The organism is Sinorhizobium kostiense (assembly GCF_017874595.1).
Lineage (GTDB): Bacteria > Pseudomonadota > Alphaproteobacteria > Rhizobiales > Rhizobiaceae > Sinorhizobium > Sinorhizobium kostiense.
This window is the reverse complement of sequence record NZ_JAGILA010000001.1, coordinates 272,339-290,265: the sequence shown is the minus strand read 5'-3', so window position 1 is coordinate 290,265 and position 17,927 is coordinate 272,339. Positions and strand designations below refer to the sequence as shown.

General features: G+C 62.8%; 14 protein-coding genes. 6 read left to right on the top strand and 8 right to left on the bottom strand.

What is annotated here, in order from left to right; translation table 11 throughout:
• Positions 1-20 precede the first annotated feature (20 nt).
• The 4 genes from J2Z31_RS01265 to J2Z31_RS01250 all read right to left on the bottom strand — a co-directional run bounded on the left by J2Z31_RS01265 (position 21) and on the right by J2Z31_RS01250 (position 4,860).
• Entirely contained in the window at positions 21-1,157 is a 1,137-nt protein-coding gene (locus J2Z31_RS01265) for an alpha-hydroxy acid oxidase (protein WP_209600064.1), read from the bottom strand.
• A 106-nt stretch (positions 1,158-1,263) separates the two neighbouring features.
• Entirely contained in the window at positions 1,264-2,580 is a 1,317-nt protein-coding gene (gene guaD, locus J2Z31_RS01260; protein WP_209600063.1) for a guanine deaminase, read from the bottom strand.
• Positions 2,577-3,809 (bottom strand): urate hydroxylase PuuD, encoded by a 1,233-nt coding sequence (locus J2Z31_RS01255; RefSeq protein WP_209600062.1) that lies wholly within the window; start codon positions 3,807-3,809, stop codon positions 2,577-2,579. Before J2Z31_RS01255 ends, guaD begins: the two co-directional genes overlap by 4 nt.
• Positions 3,810-3,960: 151 nt before the next feature.
• Complete coding sequence (locus J2Z31_RS01250) at positions 3,961-4,860, bottom strand: LysR substrate-binding domain-containing protein (RefSeq protein ID WP_209600061.1); 900 nt, start codon at positions 4,858-4,860, stop codon at positions 3,961-3,963.
• A 29-nt stretch (positions 4,861-4,889) separates the two neighbouring features.
• Here J2Z31_RS01250 and J2Z31_RS01245 point away from each other — a divergent pair, with 29 nt between their 5' ends.
• Positions 4,890-5,192, top strand: coding sequence for a hypothetical protein (locus tag J2Z31_RS01245; RefSeq protein WP_209600060.1), 303 nt, complete (start codon positions 4,890-4,892; stop codon positions 5,190-5,192).
• Positions 5,193-5,364: 172 nt separating this feature from the next.
• On the opposite strand, the gene xdhB is transcribed toward J2Z31_RS01245, so the two are convergent.
• From xdhB to J2Z31_RS01230, 3 genes are all read right to left on the bottom strand, one after another.
• A complete protein-coding gene (gene xdhB, locus J2Z31_RS01240; RefSeq protein ID WP_209600059.1) occupies positions 5,365-7,722 on the bottom strand; it encodes a xanthine dehydrogenase molybdopterin binding subunit in 2,358 nt (785 codons plus the stop codon).
• A gap of 106 nt (positions 7,723-7,828) precedes the next feature.
• Positions 7,829-9,319, bottom strand: a complete 1,491-nt coding sequence (xdhA, locus tag J2Z31_RS01235; RefSeq protein ID WP_209600058.1) for a xanthine dehydrogenase small subunit — start codon at positions 9,317-9,319, stop codon at positions 7,829-7,831.
• A gap of 14 nt (positions 9,320-9,333) precedes the next feature.
• Positions 9,334-10,110: a 3-hydroxybutyrate dehydrogenase gene (locus J2Z31_RS01230; RefSeq protein ID WP_209600057.1), complete on the bottom strand. Its 777-nt coding sequence runs from the start codon at positions 10,108-10,110 to the stop codon at positions 9,334-9,336.
• A gap of 257 nt (positions 10,111-10,367) precedes the next feature.
• On the opposite strand from J2Z31_RS01230, the gene glpK reads away from it, so the two are divergent.
• From glpK to bacA, 5 genes are all read left to right on the top strand, one after another.
• Positions 10,368-11,861: a glycerol kinase GlpK gene (glpK, locus tag J2Z31_RS01225; RefSeq protein WP_209600056.1), complete on the top strand. Its 1,494-nt coding sequence runs from the start codon at positions 10,368-10,370 to the stop codon at positions 11,859-11,861.
• Positions 11,862-12,171: 310 nt separating this feature from the next.
• Positions 12,172-13,227, top strand: coding sequence for an LLM class flavin-dependent oxidoreductase (locus tag J2Z31_RS01220; protein ID WP_209600055.1), 1,056 nt, complete (start codon positions 12,172-12,174; stop codon positions 13,225-13,227).
• Between the two features lie 66 nt (positions 13,228-13,293).
• A complete protein-coding gene (gene map, locus J2Z31_RS01215; protein WP_209600054.1) occupies positions 13,294-14,043 on the top strand; it encodes a type I methionyl aminopeptidase in 750 nt (249 codons plus the stop codon).
• Positions 14,044-14,125: 82 nt separating this feature from the next.
• Positions 14,126-15,400, top strand: coding sequence for an MFS transporter (locus J2Z31_RS01210; RefSeq protein ID WP_209600053.1), 1,275 nt, complete (start codon positions 14,126-14,128; stop codon positions 15,398-15,400).
• A 145-nt stretch (positions 15,401-15,545) separates the two neighbouring features.
• Complete coding sequence (gene bacA, locus J2Z31_RS01205; RefSeq protein ID WP_209600052.1) at positions 15,546-16,808, top strand: bacteroid development protein BacA; 1,263 nt, start codon at positions 15,546-15,548, stop codon at positions 16,806-16,808.
• Between the two features lie 11 nt (positions 16,809-16,819).
• On the opposite strand, the gene J2Z31_RS01200 is transcribed toward bacA, so the two are convergent.
• A complete protein-coding gene (locus J2Z31_RS01200) occupies positions 16,820-17,824 on the bottom strand; it encodes a polysaccharide deacetylase family protein (RefSeq protein WP_209600051.1) in 1,005 nt (334 codons plus the stop codon).
• Between the last annotated feature and the right edge of the window lie 103 nt (positions 17,825-17,927).

The following is a 17,927-nucleotide window of genomic DNA, read 5'->3' as shown; positions in this document are numbered from 1 at the left end:
GGCATTCCCTGCCGAGGCGCCTATTCCGCGATGATCTCCGGGCCCACATCGGTGATCCGGCGCTTGCCGCAGAGCGCCATGGTGACGTCCATCTCCTTGCGGATGATGTCGAGGGCGAGCGTCACGCCCTCCTTGCCCATGGCGCCAAGGCCATAGAGGAAAGGGCGGCCGATATAGGTCCCCTTGGCGCCTAGCGCGATCGCCTTCAAGACATCCTGGCCCGAGCGGATCCCGCCATCGAGATGAACTTCGATCTGATGGGCGACGGCGTCGACGATGCGCGGCAGCATGCTGATCGAGGAGGGGGCGCCGTCGAGCTGGCGGCCGCCGTGATTCGAGACGATGATCGCATCGGCGCCGGTCTTTGCCGCCATCTTGGCGTCCTCCGGATCGAGAATGCCCTTCAAGATAAGGGGGCCGCCCCAGCGCTCCTTGATCCACTCGACGTCCTTCCAGGAGAGCTGCGGGTCGAACTGCTCGGCGGTCCAGGAGTGGAGCGAGGAAAGCTCGGTGACGCCTTTCGCGTGACCGACTATGTTGCGGAAGGTGCGCCGCCTGGTACCGAGCATCTTCATGCACCACCGTGGTCGTGTCGCCATCATCCAGAGATGCTTCGGAGTCAGGCGCGGCGGTGCCGAGAGGCCGTTGCGGAGATCCTTGTGGCGCTGTCCAAGAATCTGCAGGTCTAGCGTCAATACCAGTGCCGAGCAATTTGCGGCCTTCGCCCGATCGATGAGGTCCAGAACGAAACCCCGCTCGCGCATCACGTAGAGCTGAAACCAGAAGGGCCTGCTGGTGACAGAGGCGACGTCCTCGATCGAGCAGATGCTCATGGTCGAGAGCGTAAAGGGAACGCCGTAGGCCTCCGCCGCCTGGGCAGCGAGCATTTCGCCATCGGCATGCTGCATGCCGGTCATGCCCGTCGGAGCGAGCGCCACCGGCATCGACACCTTCTGGCCGATCATCGATGTTTCCAGCGATCGGTCGGTCATGTCGACCAGAACCCGCTGGCGCAGCTTTATTCTCTGAAAATCCTCCTCGTTCGCCCGGTAGGTCCCCTCCGTCCAGGCGCCGCTATCGGCATAGTCGAAGAAGAGCTTCGGAACGCGGCGGCGGGCGATGGCCTTGAGGTCGTGGATGTCGAGGATCTGCGTCATGGGGTCGGCCTTCATCGATGATGATGCCGAGCCCTTACCATGTTTTCGATGGACCCGTAATGGCCGCAGACAGCAAGAGGTAAAAAAAATTGACCTCTTGCCATCCTCAATGTGTGGCGAGTGTCGACTTGGCTGGCCGGCCCGCCACATAGGTCTCGACCACGGCGCGATCGTCCCCCATTGTCTGCAGCAGGAAGAGCTCGTCGGCGAGCGAATTGACCACTTCGGCCCTGAGCGCCATGGCCGGCGTCGCCGCCATGTTCAGCACAACGAGGTCGGCATCGGTGCCGGGCTCCAGCGTGCCGATCCGGTCGGCAAGCGAGAGCGCCTCGGCATTGCCGCGGGTCATCAGGTAGAGGCTCTCGAACGGGTTCAGCCTTTCGCCCTGCAACTGCAGGATCTTGTAGGCCTCGTCGAGCGTCTTCAGCATCGAATAGCTGGTGCCGCCGCCAATGTCGGAGGCGACTGAGACGCGTACCGGTTTTTGGCGTCGCGTGAGTGCGCGCAGTGGAAAAAGGCCGGAGCCGAGGAAGAGGTTCGATGTCGGGCAGAAGACGGCGACGGAGCCCGTCTCACCCATTGCGTCGGCTTCACGCTCGGAAAGATGGATGCAGTGGCCGAAGAGGCTTTTCGGTCCAAGGAGGCCGTAGCGGGCATAGACGTCGGTATAATCCTTCGCCTCTGGATAAAGCTCGCAGGTATAGGCGATTTCGTCACGATTTTCGGAGAGATGCGTCTGCACGTGCAGTTTCGGAAACTCGCGCGCGAGCGCGCTTGCGACCTCCATCTGCTCCGGCGTGGAGGTGATGGCGAAGCGCGGGGTGATGGCGACGTGGTTGCGGCCCTTGCCGTGCCAGTCGGCAATCACCGCGCGCGTCTCGTCATAGCTCGTCTGAGGCGTGTCCAGCAGGCCCTGCGGCGCGTTGCGGTCCATCATCACCTTGCCGGCAATCATGCAGGTGCCGCGTCTCAGGCTCTCGGCAAAGAATGCGTCGGCAGAGGTCTTATGCACCGAGCAATAGGCAGTTGCGGTCGTCGTGCCGTGGCGGGCCATCTCGTCGAAGAAGCGAACGGCGATTCGCTCCGCATGGGCGCTTTCGACAAAGCGGCATTCCTCGGGGAATGTATAGGTGTTCAGCCATTCGAGCAGATTGGCCGCATAGGAGGCCATGACCTGCATCTGCGGGAAGTGCAAATGCGTGTCGATAAAGCCCGGGACGATCAGATGCGGGCGATGGTCTATCTCCCCCACGCCCTCCGGTGCCGCTGCCTTGACCGTCCCATAGGCGCCGGCGGCCTTGATCAGGCCATTTTCGACGAGCAGGGCGCCGTCGCTTTCATAACTGTAGGCGGCGTTGTCGTCGATGCTTTCCGGCGCACGGCGAAAGCTTAACGTGCGGCCGCGGATGAGGGTGGATGTCATCGTGTCTCCCCGACGGCGCTCTCGAACCAGGCGGAGATGAGCCTGCGTTCGTCTGCCGTCATGTCGGTTACATTGCCGGGCGGCATGGCATGGCTGCGCCCGGCCTGGATATAGATTTCACGCGCGCGGGCGGCAATCTCCGCCTTGCTCTCCAGGGTGACGCCGTTCGGCGGGCGGGCGATGCCGTCGAAAACGGGCTCGGCCGCGTGGCACATGATGCAGCGGGTGGAAATCGTCTCCTTCACCGCCGGGAAATGCGCATTCTCGGCAAAGCGGGTGAAGGCCGGCGCGGCTTCTGCCCGCTCTTCGCCGGTCAGCAATTTCGGCACCGTCGACAGCCACATGATCAGGATGAAGAGGAGCGCGGTTGCGAGCCATGTCCAGGTCGGCTTGCCCTTCCGCGCATGCGTGGTGTTGAACCAGTGGCGGATGGTGACGCCCATCAGGAAGACCAGCGCAGCGATGATCCAGTTGAATGCGGTCGCGAAGGCGAGGGGATAGTGGTTCGACAGCATGAAGAAGATCACGGGCAGCGTCAGATAGTTGTTGTGCAACGAACGCTGCTTGGCCTGGGCGCCGAGCTTCGGATCGGGCGTTCGCCCGGCAATCAAGTCCGCAACGACGATCTTCTGGTTGGGAATGATGATGAAGAAGACGTTGGCCGACATGATCGTCGCCGTGAAGGCACCGAGATGCAGGAAGGCGGCGCGGCCGGTAAAAACCTGCGTATAGCCCCAGGCCATGGCGACGAGCACGCCATAGAGCAGGATCATCAGTCCCCAGGTGTTCTTGCCGATCGGCGACTTGCAGAGAAGATCATAGAGAACCCAACCGAGGGCAAGCGAGGCAAGCGAGATTGCGATCGCCGTCGTTGCCGAAACATCCAGGACGTGACGATCGACCAGGAAAAGGTCGGCGCCTCCGTAGTAGACGATGCAAAGCATCGCAAAGCCTGAGAGCCAGGTGGAGTAGGACTCCCATTTGAACCAGGTGAGGTGTTCCGGCATCCTCTCGGGCGCGACCAGATATTTCTGGATATGGTAGAAGCCGCCGCCATGGACCTGCCATTCCTCGCCATGGGCGCCCGGCGGCAGGTGGTCGCGCTTCGTGAGACCCAGGTCGAGCGCGACGAAATAGAAGGACGAGCCGATCCAGGCGATGGCCGTGACGACATGGAGCCAGCGGACGGCAAAGGCCAACCATTCCCAGGCGATGGCGAATTCATACATTCAGATACCCCTTTCTCTCCGTCCGTTCAGCTTGCGAGAAAAAGCTGGGGCGGGGAAGGGAGAATTCGTTGTCCGGCCGCATTTCGGGAGCGACGCCCCGTCTCCGCGAAGCTCATCTTTACAAATGCTTAGAGCGACGCCGTGTTCGACGTTAACGAAAGCTGTCGGGTTTGATCTCGCCAAGAAGCCAGTCCCGGAAGGCACGGATCTTGCGGGTGTTGCGGCGCCCATAGGGATAGACGAGCCAGTAATCGTGGCCGTCGCTGCAGCGCAGATCGAAGGGCTGGTAAAGCCTGCCGAGCGCCACGTCGTCGTTATAGAATTCCGGCATCAGGATCGCCACGCCCTGGCCAGCCACCGCCGCACGCGCCTCGAAGGCCTGGGCACCGAGTCGGCTTGCGGGCCGGCCAGCCAGGTCCGGGTCCTCGACGCCGGCGGCGCGAAACCACAAAAGCCACCAGGGATCCCTTGGGTCGATGATGCGGAGCTTGAGAAGGTCGCGCGGCGTATGCACTCCGCCGATCGTCTCCGCAAGCGCCGGGCTGAGCATCGGGGTAAACTCCACCCGCATCAACCGGTGGCTGACGAGACCCGGCCAGTCGCCCTTACCCGAGCGGATCGCCACGTCGACCGACTCCTTGCTGAAATCGATGATCGCGTCGTTTGCCACCAGACGTACGGCAATGTTCGGGTGTGCGAACTGGAAAGAGCCGATTTCTCGGGCGAGCCATTGCGAGGCGAAGGTTGCAGTGGAGTTGATGAGCAGGGACGTCTCAGTGTCGCCACGGGCCGTTGCGATCGCCTCCTGGAGCGTTTCGAAGGCCTCCGTCACCTTCGGCGCCAGCCGTTCGCCGACCTCCGTCAGTGAGACCTGACGCGGACGCCTGAGGAATAGCGGCTCGCCGACGTTCTCCTCCAGGAGTTTGACCTGATAGCTGACCGCAGTCTGCGTCATGCCAAGCTCTTCGCCGGCCTTGGTGAAGCTGCCGAGCCGGGCGGCTGCCTCAAATACGCGCAAGGCGTTCAGCGGGAACTGCTTCGACATCTTCATGGATAAGCTCTCTTGATGCGTAGAGACGGATGTTCGATTGGAATTGGAGCACCGCTGCCGGCATTCTGCAAGTCAGCTTTACTCATTTGCAATGGGGTCCAACGATGACTTGCTATGCACTGGAAGGCTCTGAAAGGAAACCATTATTGTCGAGCCGGCTGATCTCCGGGCTGGTCTCAGGCCTGGGTGCGCTGATGCGGCCGCGCTATCCGCGACTGGACGCCGGCACCGTGTCGGATCACATGAAGAGAGATATGGGTTTCATAGACTGGGGCGCGCCTCGTCGGGAGGATTCGCCTGATTGGGAGCGGCCCGCAACCGGCCCATTTTGATGCTTCTCATACCGCTGCCCGTCCTCCGCCGCAGCTGCTGAGGACGGTCCGCGACCTTCTCCCCCCAAGCGCCACAAGCGGGGAGAAGGGGACGAGCCGCGCTCTTGCAGTCCTCCAATCGCGTGCGGGAGAGGGTTAGGCGAGGGGCTTTTTAATCCTTGAAGTATTTGGCTCACGGAGCCTGAAACGGTGAGTCGCCCCGCTTCAGCTGTTCCACTGCCATCAGCACCCTTTCTGGCGTCGCCGGCGTGTCCAGCCGCGGGCATTCGCGGTAATCGGCGACGCTCGCGACCGCCATGGAGAGGGCCTCGAGCACCGAGATCGGCAGCATCAGCGGCGGCTCTCCCACCGCCTTCGAACGGCCGATCGTCTTTTCAGGGTTCTCCGACCATTCCGCGAGGCGGACGTTGAAGATCTTCGGCCGGTCCGAGGCGAGCGGAATCTTATAGGTGGAGGGCGCATGGGTTCTCAGCCGTCCCTTCTCGTCCCACCAGAGTTCTTCCGTCGTCAGCCAGCCCATGCCCTGGACGAATCCGCCTTCGATCTGGCCAAGATCGATCGCCGGGTTGAGAGAGCGGCCGACATCGTGCAGCACGTCGGCGCGCTCCACCTGATACTCTCCCGTCAGCGTGTCGATCGAGACCTCGGACACGGCGGCGCCGTAGGCGAAATAATAGAAGGGGGCGCCGCGACCGCTGCTGCGGTTCCAGTGGATCTTCGGCGTCGCGTAAAAGCCAGCGGCGGAAAGCTGCACGCGTGCCGCGTAGGCTTGGGCGACAAGCTCGGCGAACGGGATCAACTGATCGCCGATCTTCACGTGATTGGGCACGAAGGCGACGTTGTCGACCGTCGTTTGCCACCGCTCGGCGGCGAAGGCCGCGAGCCGCTCCTTGATCTGCCGGGCAGCGTCGAAGGCGGCCATGCCGTTGAGGTCCGAGCCCGAGGAGGCGGCGGTTGCCGACGTGTTCGGCACTTTGCCGGTGGTCGTCGCGGTGATCTTCACTCGGTCGATATCGATCTGAAAACTGTCGGCAAGGACCTGCGCCACTTTGGTGTAGAGCCCCTGGCCCATCTCGGTGCCGCCGTGATTGAGATGCACCGAACCGTCCGAATAGATATGGACGAGCGCGCCTGCCTGATTGAGATGCGTGAGCGTGAAGGAAATGCCGAACTTCACCGGCGTCAGCGCGATGCCCTTGCGGATCACCCGGCTCGATTTGTTGAATTCGATGATCGCCGCCCGCCGCTCCTGGTAGTCTGCGCTTGCCTCCAGTTCGTCGACGATCCGGCGGATGATGTTGTCCTCGACCCTCTGATGATAGGGCGTGATGTCGCGGCCCGACTCCTTGTCGCCGTAGAAGTTCAGTTTGCGGATCTCGAGCGGATCCTTGCCGAGTGCATAGGCGATCTCTTCGATAATCCGCTCGCAGCCGACCATGCCCTGTGGACCGCCAAAGCCACGAAAGGCGGTGTTCGAGACCGTATTCGTCTTCAGCGGCTGCGAGGTCAGCCTCACGTGGGGATAGAAATAGGCATTATCCGCATGGAACAGGGCCCGGTCGGTGACGGGGCCGGAAAGGTCGGCGGAGTAGCCGCATCGCGCGGCATAGTTCGCCTGGACCGCCAGGATTCGACCTTCCTCATCGAAGCCGACGTCATAATCGACAAGAAAATCATGCCGCTTGCCGGTGGCGATCATGTCGTCGTCGCGATCCGGGCGGAACTTTACGGCGCGACGGAGTTTGCACGCGGCGACCGCCGCAAGAGCTGCGAACTGGTTTCCCTGCGTTTCCTTGCCGCCGAAGCCGCCGCCCATGCGACGGACATTCACCGTGACGGCATTGGAGGGCACCCCGAGCACTTGCGCGACCATATGCTGGATTTCGCTCGGGTGCTGGGTCGAGACCCAGACGGTCACCTCGTCGTCCTCGCCGGGGATCGCGAGCGCGATGTGACCCTCCAGGTAAAAATGTTCCTGGCCGCCGATCCGCATCTGGCCTTTGACCCGGCGAGGCGCCCGTTGCAGCTCGGTTTCGGGATCGCCGCGCCCGAGCGTCAGCGGCGGAGTGACGAGTTCGCCGCCTGCAGCTTGCGCTTCGGCCACATCGACCAGTGGCGGCAGGTCCCGATAGGTGAGCCTGGCGAGCCGCGCGGCGCGGCGGGCGATCTCGCGTGTCTCGGCAACGACTGCGAAGGCCGGTTGTCCATGAAACTGCACCCGACCATCGGCGAGCACCGGCTCGTCATGCAGATGCGTCGAGCTGATGTCGTTGGAGTGCGGCATGTCCTTGGCAGTCAGTACGCAGACGACGCCCGGGACCGCGGCAACGGCGGAGAAGTCCATCTCCAGGATCTCGGCATGCGCCCGGTCGGTAAGGCCAAGCGCGCCGTGCAAGGTGCCGACGGGTTCCGGCATGTCGTCGATATAGTCCGCAGTTCCGGCGACGTGCTTGTGGGCGCTGTCGTGGGGGAGCCGCGCGTGCATCGGTCCGACAATGGTGGCGTCGTCTTCGAAGGTGGACTTATCCATCCCGTTTATTCCTTTCGAAGAAAATGACCAGCGCCGCGCTGGTCCCGTCCTCGAGTTAAACCTGAGGAGGGAGGCAATCGCAGGCCATAATTCTCGACCGCCGTCTTCATGCCACTTCCTCGAACCGCCGAAGCTCAGCCGTCTCGCCGGTGCTCTCCAGGAAGAGACGCATCAGCAGGTTCTTCGCCGCCAGCATGCGATAGGCGCCGGTGGCCCGCCAGTCGGTAAGCGGCTGGTAGTCCGTTTCGAAGGCTGGCTGCACCGCACGGATCGTCTCCTCGGTCCAGGGCTGGCCGACAAGCGCGGCCTCCACCGCCTTCGCCCGCTTCGGCGTTGCCGCCATGCCACCATAGGCAATACGGGCTGCGGCTACGCGGTTCTCTTGATCGAGGGAGATGCGGAAAGCGGCAAGGAGGGCAGAGATGTCTTCGTCGCGGCGCTTCGAAACCTTGTAGGCGGCGAAAAGATCACCCGCCGGGAGTGCCGGAACGAAGATGCTTTCGACGAATTCTTGAGGGCTCCGGTCCTGCCTGCCATAGGCCAGGAAGAAATCTTCGAGCGGCAGCGTGCGTGCGCCGGATTTCGAGCGCAGCGTGAGCGTCGCACCAAGGGCGATCAGCGGTGGTGGGCTGTCGCCGATCGGCGAACCGTTGGCGATGTTGCCGCCGATCGTGCCCATATTGCGGACCTGCTCGCCGCCGATCCGGTCAAGCAGGCGGCCGAGGGTGGGATAGGCGGATGTAAGGGCGTCATGCGCCTCGCTATAGCTGACGCCGGCGCCGATCGTCAGGCCGGCATCCGAGCGCTCGATCCGTTGCAGTTCGGCGATGCCGCTGATGAACACGACCGGATTAATGGATCGCAGCTGTTTCGTCACCCAAAGCCCGACATCGGTCGAGCCGGCGACGATGGTTGCGCTCGGATGCTCGGCGAGCACCGTCGCGAGGCCGGCCGCGTCCGCCGGCACGATAAGACAGTCCTCGCCGTTCTGAATGGTGATCGTATCCGTTGCCCGGAGATGCTTCAGCCGTGCCGTCACCGCCTCTCGCGTTCTGGTGATCGGATCGAAGGTCGCCGCGGGCCGCATGCCGGCGGCGGCCTCGGCTGCGCGTACGATCGGCTCGTAGCCGGTGCAGCGACAGAGATTGCCCTGAAGGGCCTTCTCGATTGCGGCGCGACTGGGCTTTTCGTCCGTCAGCCACAGCCCATAGAGCGACATGACGATGCCGGGAGTGCAGAAGCCGCATTGGGACCCATGAAGGTCGACCATCGCCTGCTGCACCGGGTGCAAGGTGCCATCCTTTGCCGCGAGGTGCTCGACGGTCACCACATGGGTCGCGTTCAAGGAGCCGACAAAGCGAACGCAGGCGTTGACCGTTTCATAGACGAGCTTCTCACCGCCCCCGCCGCTGTCGGCAAGGCGGCCGATCAGCACGGTGCAGGCGCCGCAATCGCCCTCGGCGCAGCCCTCCTTCGTGCCGGTCAGGCGGCGCTCGAGTCTCAGGTAGTCGAGCAGAGTTTCGGTCGGCGAAACCTCCGGAAGCGCAACTTCCGTGTCGTTCAGGATGAAGCGGATGCTGCCGGATGCCCTTGTCATAGGCTTTCTTTCGTCTATTGGGCCGTCCAACCGCCATCGATCGAGACATGCGTACCAGTGATCTGGGCGGCCTCGTCGCTGGCGAGATAGAGCGCCAGCGAGGCCACCTGCTCGACGGTGACGAACTTCTTCGTCGGCTGGCCTTTGAGCATCACCTCGTTGATCACCTGTTCCTCGGTGATCCCGCGCGTGCGCGCCTGGTCCGGGATCTGCTTTTCGACGAGCGGCGTCAGGACGTAGCCGGGGCAGATCGAATTGACGGTGATGCCGTTCTCCGCCACTTCGAGGGCGACGGTCTTGGTCAACCCCATGATCCCATGCTTGGCGGCGACATAGGCGGACTTGAAAGGCGAGGCGACAAGGCCGTGGGCCGAGGCGATGTTGATGATGCGGCCCCAGCCTTTCCGCTTCATCGCGGGGACCGCGGCGCGGATGGTGTGGAAGGACGATGAGAGATTGATAGCGATGATCCTATCCCACTGTTCGACCGGGAAGTCCTCGATCTTTTCGACGAACTGCACGCCGGCATTGTTGACGAGGATATCGGTGCCGCCGAAGCGCGAAGCGGCGGTCGCCATCAGCTCGGCAATCTCGTCCGGTTTCGTCATGTCGGCCGGGTGGTGGAGCACCGTGCCGGTAGTCAGGCCTGCGACCTCGTCCGTGACTGAACTGATCTCCTCCGGCTTGCCGAAGCCGTTCAGGACGATATTGGCGCCGGTCTTGGCGAGAGCCTTGGCGATCGCCAGGCCGATGCCGCTCGTCGAACCCGTTATGACCGCTGTTTTCGACATTCTGGATTTCTCCCTTTGCGTCGCGACTGGCACTCTCGTCTCGCCGCTCTATTGCGACGCAAGATCTTCAGCCTACGCGCAAAAGCGCGGCGGTGACAATTGTGTTTTTCGACCGATCAAAGCAGAGTCGAAATGCACTAGGAGCAGGGGGTAGTTGCGTTTTGTTTTCGTTTGACATTCGTTTTTCCATCGTATTGAACTCTTCCGAAGGTCGTCTCTGACCCAATTTCTTGAAGTCGCGTGCCGAGGAGGGGCATATGAGCGGATATATTCTCGCGATCGATCAAGGTACGACATCCACCAGGGCGATCGTTTTCGATGAGCGGCAAAAGGTCGTTGGCGTCGGCCAGAAGGAATTCAAGCAGCACTTCCCAAAGTCCGGGTGGGTGGAGCACGACCCTGAGGAGATCTGGCAAACGGTGGTTCTCACCGTCGCGCAGGCTATGGAGAAGGCCGGCATTGTCCCGCGCGAGGTCGCTGCCATCGGCATCACCAACCAGCGCGAGACGGTCGTGGTCTGGGATCGCGAAACAGGCAAGCCGATCCATAATGCGATCGTCTGGCAGGACCGCCGCACCGCCGCCTTCTGCGACAAGCTCAAGAAGAAGGGCCTGGAAAAAACCTTCGCCAAGAAGACCGGTCTGCTGCTCGATCCCTACTTCTCCGGCACCAAGCTCAACTGGCTCCTCTCCAATGTGAAGGGCGCGCAGGCGCGCGCGGCGAAGGGCGAACTCTGCTTCGGCACCATCGATACCTTCCTCATCTGGCGGCTGACCGGCGGCCAGTCCTTCGTCACCGATGCCACCAATGCCTCGCGCACGCTGATCTACAATATCGTCGAAAACGCCTGGGACGACGAGCTCCTGGACATTCTGCGAGTTCCGCGGGCGATGCTGCCGGAGGTGAAGGATTGCGCTGCCGATTTCGGCGTCACTGAACCGTCGCTCTTCGGTGCCGCGATTCCGATCCTCGGCGTTGCGGGCGACCAGCAGGCGGCGACGATTGGTCAAGCCTGCTTCGAGCCGGGGATGCTGAAATCGACCTACGGGACCGGTTGTTTCGCGCTGCTCAACACCGGCAAGGACATCGTCCGTTCGAAGAACCGGCTGCTGACCACCATCGCCTATCGACTGGACGGCGAGACAACTTACGCGCTCGAAGGCTCGATCTTCGTTGCGGGAGCGGCTGTGCAATGGCTGCGCGACGGGCTCAAGGTCATCAAGGCGGCGCCCGATACCGGCACGCTTGCCGAGAGCGCTGACCCCTCGCAAGATGTCTATCTGGTTCCGGCCTTTACCGGTCTCGGTGCGCCGCACTGGGATCCGGACGCCCGCGGGGCGATCTACGGCATGACGCGCAACACCGGACCGGCGGAATTCGCCCGGGCGGCGCTCGAGTCCGTCTGCTATCAGACGCGCGACCTACTCGATGCGATGTACCGGGACTGGCGGAGAGAGGGCAAGGAAACGGTGCTGCGCGTTGACGGCGGCATGGTCGCTTCCGACTGGACGATGCAGCGATTGGCCGACATTCTCGACGCCCCCGTTGACCGGCCGATAATCCTCGAGACCACGGCACTCGGCGCCGCCTGGCTCGCGGGCAGCCGCGCCGGCGTCTGGCCAGACAGGCACGACTTCGCCAAATCCTGGGCGCGCGACCGGCGCTTCGAGCCGAAGATGGACGGGCCGACCCGTAAGGGGAAGCTCAAAGGTTGGCGCAGTGCGGTGAAGCGGACGCTGATGGCGGCGTAGCCGGCGCGAGCGAGCACGCGGCTTTGCCCCTCTCCTCGGGTTCAACCCGAGGACTAGCCCTCTCCCCGCGAGCGGGGCGAGGGGACTGGGGTTGTGCGGCGCCCCTTTCAGTTAATTCTGCCGCAGATGGCGCGGGGGACTAAGCGTGCTGCTAGTCCCTTCGCCCCGCTTGCGGGGAGAAGGTGCCGGCAGTCGGATGAGGGGCGGCCGGAATGCCATCCGTCCGCGAAACAGTCTGTTTCTGTCACATTCCTTTGCGGTCTGATTGCGAACCGACTATCTCATTGCGAACAGCAAATAGGATAGCGCCATGGAACTCGGGCTTTATACATTCGCGGACGTCGATCCCACGGCGACCGACAAGGGCGCCGAGGCGCGCCGCCGGCTGGCTCATCTCCTCGAGGAGATCGAGCTCGCGGACCAGGTCGGCCTGGATGTCTTCGGGCTTGGCGAGCACCACCGTCCTGACTATGCGGTGTCCGCGCCGGCGGTCGTGCTTGCGGCAGCGGCGGCGCGCACCAGCCGTATCCGCCTGACGAGCGCAGTGACTGTGCTGAGTTCCGACGACCCGGTGCGCGTCTTTCAGCAGTTCGCAACCCTCGATCTTCTCTCGAACGGCCGGGCCGAGATCATGGCCGGGCGCGGCTCCTTCATCGAATCCTTCCCCCTTTTCGGGCAGTCGCTTGATGATTACGACCAGCTCTTTGTCGAGAAGCTGGACCTGCTGCTAGCGATCCGAGAAAGCGAGAAGGTCACCTGGGCGGGCGAGATGCGGCCGGCGATCAACGATCGCGGCGTCTATCCACGGCCGCTTAAGAACCCGCTGCCGTTATGGATCGCCGTCGGCGGTACGCCGCAGTCGGTCGCGCGTGCCGGCGCGTTGGGCCTGCCGATGGCGCTTGCAATCATCGGCGGCGAACCTCGGCGCTTCGCACCGCTCTTCGATCTTTACCGCGAGGCCGCCCGGCGCGCGGGTCAGGATCCGCACAAGCTGAAGACGAGCATCAATGTTCACGGTTTTATCGCCGACACGACGGAAGAGGCCGCCGATCAGTTCTATGGACCGCAGGCCGAGGTAATGAACCGCATTGGCCGCGAACGCGGCTGGGGACCGACGAACCGCGCGCATTTTGACCAGGCACGCAGTCCGACCGGCAATCTCTTCCTCGGCGATCCGGAGTCGGTCGCCCGTAAGATCGTTGCGCATCAAAGGCTTTTCCACAACGACCGCTTCCTCCTCCAGATGGCGATCGGGCCTATGCCGCACGACCAGATCATGCACGGTATCGAGCTTTACGGAACCAAGGTCGCGCCGATGGTTCGGGAGATGCTCGCGGAAGGGCGCCAGCAGGCATCCGGCTCCTGAGGGTTTTTGTCGGCACTGGCATAAGCCGCACCCAGACGCTACATGTCGCCGCGAAAGCGAGACACCATGACCCTCAACAACGACGAAGACCTCGAGCGGCTGAAGGAAATCGGCCGTATCTGTGCCAATGCGCTGCAAGCGATGGGCAACGCGCTCAAGCCAGGTATCACCACGGCGGAGCTCGATGCGATCGGCCGCAAGGTGTTGGAGGATGCGGGCGCGCGCTCGGCCCCGGAGCTCTGCTACAGGTTTCCGGGCGCCACCTGCATCAGCGTCAACGAGGAAATCGCGCATGGCATTCCGGGTAGCCGGGTGATCCAGGCCGGCGACCTCGTCAATATCGACGTTTCCGCCGAAAAGGACGGTCTCTTCGCCGATACGGGGGCGTCCTTCCCGGTGCCGCCGGTGACGGCCGCGATCGATCGTCTCTGCCGTGACGGCAAGCGGGCCATGTGGATGGGGCTCAAGCAGGTGCGGCCAAACCAGCCGCTCGCGGCCATCGGCAACGCTATCGGCGACTTCGCCCGCAAGAACCGCTATTCGCTGGTCACCAATCTGGCGAGCCACGGTATCGGTCGCTCGCTGCACGAGGAGCCCGGCGAGATTGCCACATGGCCCGACCCGTCCGAACGGCGGCGGATGACCGAAGGCATGGTGTTCACGGTCGAACCGTTCCTGTCGATGGGAGCACATTGGGCCGAGGGCGGAGACGACGACTGGACGCTCTACAGCGAACCGCGCGCCCCGACGGTGCAGTACGAACACACGGTCGTCGTCACCAAGGGCGGGCCGCTGGTGGTGACGCTGCCGGGATGAGCTTGGCGAACGTTCGACTTCTTCGATGAGGTGTTCAATTATACTGATTTGTCGCCCTGTTATTGCAATGCAATAACAGGGCATGAGCACGCACCAGAGACTGCCGCACAGCGAGGACGCCCGGTCCGGGCAAGCCGCCACCTGTGATACAGGCGGTCCTGCGCGTGCCGTTTCCAACGGCCGCCTTGCGGCCACAGCCATCGCCGGCGCTGTCGCCATGGCAGTGGCGATGGGTTTCGGCCGTTTCTCCTATACACCGATCTTGCCGGCGATGATGGCCGATATAGGCATTTCCCCGGCAGATGCCGGGCTGATCGCTTCGGCGAATTTCGTCGGCTATCTCGCGGGCGCCGTGCTGGCGGCCTATGGCTGGGCCCACGGACACGAGCGGCGGCTCGGGCTTGCGGCGCTCGTGACGACGGCGCTGCTGCTTGCCGCGATGGGGTTCGGCACGTCGGTTCCCGCCTATTGTGCCATCCGTTTCCTTGCGGGCCTCGCAAGCGCCTTCGCCATGATTTTCGTGTCCGGGATCGTGTTAGGGCAGGGGCTCGCCGGCAGGTCGGAACTGGTGCCGTCGGTGCATTTCGGAGGGGTCGGACTTGGCATCGCACTTTCGTCCGTTTCGGTCTGGGCAGCACCGCTTGCCGGTGTTTCCGGCCTCTCCACCTCGCAAGGAGATTGGTTGACGGGCGCGATCATTGCGCTCGCGGGCACCGCTCTCGTCGCGATGCTGCTGCCGGCCGGCCACCACGTCGAGAGCAGTCGCCCGGAAGAGCCGCTGATCTGGACGCGGCCGCTGAAGATGATGATACTCACCTACGGCTTCTTCGGTTTTGGTTATGTGATCACCGCCACTTTTCTCGTCGCCATGGCGCGCAATCCAGGCGGCGGTCACGGCATTGAATTTCTCGCCTGGCTGCTGACAGGCGTCAGTGCGGCGCTGTCGGTGCATCTTTGGCGCTACGCCGTGCCACGCTTCGGTGAGGTGGGCGTCTACGCGATCGGCCTCCTGGTCGAGGCAATCGGCCTCGTGCTGGCCGTCTCTCTTCCCCTGCCCTTCGCACCGCTCTTCGGCGGACTGATGCTCGGCGCGACCTTCATGATGATCACGGCCTACGGCCTGCAGATCGGACGCCGGCTCGCGCCCGAAAGTCCGCGCCGGGCGCTCTCCTTCATGACTGCCGCCTTCGGCATCGGGCAGATCGTCGGGCCGTTGATTGCCGGCTGGATGGCCGAACGGACCGAGAGTTATACCCTGCCGACATTGGTCGCCGCCATCGTGCTCCTCGGTTGCAGCGCTGTCACGATGCTGGAAACGCGCGGGGTCAAGGCCGCGCTCGCCGCCCGGCGGTTCTGACGGCGCCAAGGCGGACTCCGGGCGCCGCTACGTGAAATAACGTTAACATTCGCATTGTCGAATTGTTGATGCACACGAATTGCCCTAGTTTCGGCGCATCAGGAGGTAAGTCGTTGACCTCCGAGAAAAACGAGAGTGCCGTCCCTTGTTCCAATCCTTCTTTCCCAAACCGAAGCTGTTCTTCATCTCCGTAGTCGCCTGGTCACTATTCGCCATCCTCCTCTGGTACTTCGGAGGCCGCGATTTCGGTGCGGTGGTCGGCTTGCCGCCGCTTCCCGAGGGGGTGGAACCGGTCATCGGCGTATCGGTTTTCTGGTCGGCTCCGTTCCTCTGGTTCTATATCTACTATCTGGCTGTTGTCGTCCTGTTTTCCGCCTTTTGGTTCGCCTACGCGCCACACAGATGGCAAACCTGGTCGATCCTCGGGTCGGCGCTGATTATCTTCAACACCTATTTCTCGGTCCAGGTCAGCGTCGCCATCAATGCCTGGTACGGCCCCTTCTACAACCTGATCCAGGAAGCGCTTGCCAGGACGGCTCCCGTGACCGCCGAGCAGCTCTATACCGGGATGATCGGCTTTGCCGGCATCGCCTTCGTGGCGGTGACCGTCGGCGTGCTCAATCTTTTCTTCGTCAGCCACTACATCTTCCGCTGGCGGACCGCGATGAACGAGTATTACGTCTCACATTGGTCGCGGCTGCGCCATATTGAGGGCGCGTCTCAGCGCGTTCAGGAAGATACGATGCGCTTCTCGTCGACGGTCGAGCGGCTCGGTGTCGGTCTCGTCAGTTCGATCATGACGCTGATTGCCTTCCTCCCGGTGCTCCTCAAGTTCTCCGAGCAGGTCAATGTACTGCCGGTCGTCGGTGAAGTGCCCCATGCGCTGGTCTGGGCCGCGATCAGCTGGTCGATCTTCGGGACGGTTTTCCTTGCCCTCGTCGGCATCAAGCTTCCGGGCCTGGAATTTCGAAACCAGCGCGTCGAAGCGGCTTATCGCAAGGAGCTCGTCTACGGCGAAGATCATGCAGATCGCGCCGATCCGCTGACGCTTGCCGAGCTTTTCGAAAACGTGCGCAGAAACTATTTCCGCCTCTATTTCCATTACATGTATTTCAACATCGCACGCATATTCTACCTGCAGGCCGACAACCTGTACGGCACTTTCGTGCTGGTGCCGGCGATCGTGGCCGGAAAGCTGACGCTTGGCGTCATGACCCAGATTCTGAACGTTTTCGGCCAGGTGCGCGAATCGTTCCAGTATCTCGTCAATTCCTGGACGACGATCGTCGAGCTGCTTTCGATCTACAAGCGCCTGCGCGCCTTCGAAGCGATCCTCTATGAGGAGCCGCTGCCGGAGATCGATCGAGAGTTCATCGACGCCGGCGGCAAGGAAGAGTTGGCGCTGTAACCACCGGGTCATCAGAAGGCGGAGCTATCCGCCTTCTTTCTCGCGCTCTCGATCAGCGGTAGCGCCTCCGTATAGCTGACGCAGGCAACGTCCGGTTTGCTGCAGGTCTCGGTCAGGAACCGGTCGAGCGCCCGCCAATAGGCGCCGCCGTTCATTTCGACGAAATGGAAGCCGAGCTGCAATGGGATGCGCTCGCCGCCATATTCCCTGGCAAAGGCATCGCGATAGGCTTCCAACGTGCGTTCCTCGAAGCGGGCGCTGTCCTTTTTGTTTTCGATCCCCATCGAATGGCGGATGAAGAGATTGTAATCCATGCCGATCACCGGCCGGTGCGACGGCCCCTCGGGGATGAGCGGCAGCCCGAAGCGGGGCAGACCGTCCTCGGATTTCGGCCAGCCGGGCCCCTTGGTGACGAGGCTTGCATCATAAGTGAAGCCGAAGGCCTTGACCGCCGGCATCAAGCCGGCGCTCAACGACAGGTAAGGCGCACGGAACCCCGTAATGCCGGTTCGGGCGAAGTGCGCCCATCCTTCCGGTTCGGCCTGCGCCTTGCCGGCGTTCTTCCAGGCGTCGACGAGCGCCGTGCGGAAGGATGAAAATTCGCTTCTCCAGTCGGCCTCGCTCCACCCCTGGCCGTCGAAATGGCCGCAGGCATGGCTGCCGATGTCGTGGCCTTCGAGATGGGCGCGCCAGATATGGCCGGCGCGTACGGCAATCTCCGCGCGGTCCTGGGCATAGCCGACGTTTGAGCGGCCCGGCTTCTGGCCCGGTGCCTGATAGCCCTTCTTCCCATCGGCCTTCGTCATCAGGAAGGTGCAGGAAAGAAAATAGGTAAAGTGCGCTCCGGTGCGCTTGGCCATGGCAAGGCTCTTCTCCCAGAGCGCATTGTCGTGGGCGCCGTCGAACGAGATAATGACGAGCTGCTTGTTTTCCTTTTCGTTCCCGGCCGACGGCGGCTCGGCCAGCGCAAGCGTGGGAAAAAGGCAAAGGGAGAACGCGAAGATTTTGCGGGACATACGGATTTTCTGGAAAGAATCAGCGAGTGCGACGATTTGTTCGCCGACTTCCCTTCGTCAACAATACGGCAATCCTTTGATCCGTCTGGAATTTCGCGGGGGA